Source organism: Mycobacterium sp., from assembly GCF_035653355.1.
Taxonomy (GTDB): Bacteria; Actinomycetota; Actinomycetes; order Mycobacteriales; family Mycobacteriaceae; genus Mycobacterium.
The window spans coordinates 1-3,600 of record NZ_DASRBZ010000396.1 but is presented as its reverse complement, the minus strand read 5'-3'; the positions used below and the strand labels follow the sequence as shown (position 1 = coordinate 3,600).

Sequence of the window (3,600 nt, the reverse complement as noted above, 5' to 3'; positions counted from 1 at the left end):
TGTCCGACGCTGTGCAGATACGGGCGCTTCTCTTCGACGATGCGGCCTTGCGCCGCCAGCGCTTCCCGCACCGCTACGCGGGCCTCGAAGCGGTCCATGCCGTCGAATGGTGTTCCAGTGCCGACTATTCGGCCCTTGGTGTCCATGATCGTGGGCATCGGCAATTGGTGCCGCGAGCCGATCTCGAAGTCGTTGGGGTCGTGGGCGGGCGTGACTTTCACTGCGCCGGTGCCGAATTCTGGGTCGACGTGCTCGTCGGCGACGACGACCAGGGCCCGGTCGACGAAAGGGTGCGGCAGGGTGGTGCCGACCAGGTGGCGGTAGCGCTCGTCGTCGGGATGCACGGCGATCGCGGTGTCGCCGAGCATGGTTTCGACCCGGGTGGTGGCGACGACGATGTGGGGTTCGGAGTCGTCGAGCGAGCCGTATCGAAACGACACCAGTTCGCCTTCGACGTCTTCGTAGTTGACCTCAAGATCGGAAATCGCGGTTTCCAGCACCGGTGACCAGTTCACCAGCCGCTCGGCCTGATAGATCAGGCCGGCGTCATAGAGCCGTTTGAAGATGGTCCGCACCGCCCGGGAAAGGCCCTCGTCGAGGGTGAACCGGTCGCGGCTCCAGTCGACGCCGTCACCGAGGCGGCGCATCTGGTCGCCAATGGCGCCGCCGGAATCACGCTTCCATTGCCACACCGTCTCGATGAACCGCTCCCGGCCAATGCCTTCTTTGGTCTTGCCCTCAAGAGCCAGTTGGTTCTCCACCACGCTTTGGGTGGCGATCCCGGCGTGGTCGGTGCCCGGCAGCCACAGCACCTCGTATCCCTGCATGCGCTTGCGCCGAGTCAAGGCATCCATCAGCGTGTGCTCCAGCGCATGCCCCATGTGCAGGCTGCCGGTCACGTTGGGCGGTGGCAGCACGATCGAGTAACCCGGTTTGGTGCTGGCCGAGTCCGCGGTGAAGTAGCCGGCGTCCACCCAGCCCTGGTAGATCGTGCTCTCGACCGCGCCTGGATCCCACGACTTGGGCAAGGCTTCGGCCGCAGCGCTAACGGCGGGCTTCGCGGTGGGGGTCACCGCACAATTCTAGGAAGCCCGCTTACTCGACCGGCCAAGCAGTTCGGATGTAGCCGCCCAGCCGTCTCGACGCGAGCCGCCACGTCGTCGAACGCGGCGCGATCAGGGGATCGTCAGCACCTGCCCCGGTTGGATCAGGTCGGGGTTGGGGATTCCGCTGGCGTCGGCGATTACCTGGTATTTGCTGCCGTCGCCGTAGAAGCGCTCGGCGATGGCCCACAGGGTGTCGCCGGGTTCGACGGTGTATGTCCGTGCGGCCGGTTCTGTGGGTTCCGGTGCCGGCGGCTCCTCTGCTTGGCCCACCGTTTCTGGTTCCGCGGCGGGCTCTTCCACAGCGGGTGCCGCCTGAGCGCCAGGCTCTTCGGGGGCCGGTGGTGGTGGTGGGGCGTCGGTCTCGGTCTTGGTGGACCATGCTGCGCCGTCGTCGGCGTAGAGCACCAGGTTGCGGTCGTCCTGCAGGACGAGTCTGGGGTTCTTCTTGCCCTTGGTGTTGCTGGCCCACACGGGTTTGTCGGCGGTGTAGAGCACGAAGTTGCCGTCGGGTTGTACCTCCGCACGCACCACGTCTTGACCGTTGGTCCCGGTCGCCCAAATGGCCTTGCCGCGCACCGCCAGCACCAGGTTGCCGTCATCTTGCAGTGTCAGCGTGTAGGCCCCATTGTTGGAGGTGAGCGACTCTCCCCGTACGAGCTTCTGTCCTGCAGTCAGTGTGTCTCCCACGTCACTCACTCCCTTCATCAGCGCGGGCCGGCGACCGGCTCCGCATTGTTGCTTTTCCCGACGAGCGTGAGCCTACTGACGTCAGCGTTTTTGTGGACGCGTCCAACTCGCGTGAATCGAAACGACTGAAGAATTGCCAGTGACGAACCGGTGCAATGGCGGTGTGCTTGTGGCTAGTTCTTGTTCTTGCCGCCGAACAAGCCGCCAAGTATCTCGCCCGCTTTACTGCCCAACGCATTACCCAAAATGCTGCCCAACGACTTGTTGCCCTTGCCGCCTGACGCCTCAGTGAGGATGCTGCCCAGCACCTCGCCGAGCGCGCCCCCCGAACCCTGCTTTCCGGGCGCCGAGGCTTTGTTGTCGCTGAGCTGTTTGCCGATGTAGGCCAGCACAATCGGCGTCAAGATCGGTAACAGCTTCTGAAACAACTGATTATCGCCGCCGCCACCGCCCGATAGCGCCGCGGCGACCTGGCCGCTGTCATTGCCGCCGAAGATCTTGGCGATGGCCTGCTGACCCTCGGATTCGTCGACCTGATCCACCTGCACGCCGGTGTCCAACAGCCCCCTCGCGGCATGGCTGTTGACAGCCGACGAGATTTCTGACGCGACAGCAGGGTTTTGTGCGTTCTCCTGCAGTCCACCAACCAGCGCCGGCACCAGTCTGTGAATAGCGTTGTTCACTTCGGATTCGTCAGCGCCTAACCTGCTTGCGATTTCGCGCGTGGGAATCTGTGCGAAGAGGTCGTCGAGACTGGCCATCGTGTCCACTTTCGTCGCTGGATGTGATCGAAATCGATGACGACACTAGACCAATCGAGCCGTGCCGACGGCCTTTCGCGCGGCGCGACTCAATCAAAGCCGAGTGGTTTGCAGTGACACACCGGCGGCCGGGAAACGCGCGATCAGCGCGTCGCCCATCGCGGCCGCCGGGGTGAGCACGCCACGCAGGTCCGAGAGCTTGTCGCGGTCTAACGCGAGCGCCAAGCCGCTCTCCCCCAACAACACCGACGTCGCCTTGTAGCCCGGATCGCCCTGCTGCTCGATCGTCGCCCGATAACGAGCACCGGTGGTCGTGGTCGCATAGGTCTCGGCGTGGTAGTAACCGCGTTCCCGAGCAGCGGCGCTGGGCCCGCTGCCGGGTTTGGGCGCCAGCCGCTCCACCATCCGCCGCGGCAGCAGCCGGAAATAGCGGCTGCCCAGCCCGAACATCGCGTTGCCGACGCCGGTGACCAAGGCTGAGGCTACGGCGGCAACGACAGACGATCCCACACTCATGTGCTCGGTGTAGCGGAATTTCGCGCCGTACGAGTAATCCAATAATGCGTTGCTGCGCCGCACAATTCGGGTGTTGTACGGTGCCATCATGAACCCCGCCGTCCACGTCCCGGCCAGTTCCGGGGCGATGTCGCGGCCGCGGCGCCACGGCAGATCCGGCTGCGGGCCCACGTCCGGTTCTGCGGCGCGGTCGCTGCTCAGCGTGTAGGGATCGGCCAGCAGGCGCCGTGCGTCGGGATCGGTGGAAGCGGTGCGCAGCACCTCCATCAACGAGGCGATGGTGCCGCCGGATAATCCGCCGGAGAAGCGGCGCAACACGAAGTGCGTGTCGGTGAGTTCACCAGCGCCGTCGCCACTGGCGGCACGGTACAGCGCGTAGACGCTCAAATCCGAAGGGATGGAATCGAATCCGCACGCATGCACGATGCGGGCACCGGTATCGACGGCCTGTTTGTGGTACTGGTCGATGCTGTTGCGCACGAACATCGCCTCACCGGTGAGGTCGGCGTAATCGGTGCCAGCCGCCGCGC

The 3,600-nt window shown here is 64.9% G+C and carries 4 protein-coding genes; all 4 read right to left on the bottom strand.

Annotation, left to right across the window (positions count from 1 at the left end):
• A partial coding sequence (locus VFA16_RS13740; RefSeq protein ID WP_324968351.1) for a class I tRNA ligase family protein occupies positions 1 to 1,073 on the bottom strand: 1,073 nt, incomplete at its 3' end.
• 102 nt (positions 1,074 to 1,175) lie between these two features.
• Positions 1,176 to 1,793 carry a LysM peptidoglycan-binding domain-containing protein gene (locus VFA16_RS13735; RefSeq protein WP_324968350.1) on the bottom strand — a complete coding sequence of 206 codons (618 nt, stop codon included), beginning with the start codon at positions 1,791 to 1,793 and terminating at the stop codon, positions 1,176 to 1,178.
• A 173-nt stretch (positions 1,794 to 1,966) separates the two neighbouring features.
• Positions 1,967 to 2,554: a DUF937 domain-containing protein gene (locus tag VFA16_RS13730; protein ID WP_324968349.1), complete on the bottom strand. Its 588-nt coding sequence runs from the start codon at positions 2,552 to 2,554 to the stop codon at positions 1,967 to 1,969.
• Between the two features lie 93 nt (positions 2,555 to 2,647).
• On the bottom strand, positions 2,648 to 3,600 hold a 953-nt coding region (locus VFA16_RS13725; RefSeq protein ID WP_324968348.1), incomplete at its 5' end, for an enoyl-ACP reductase.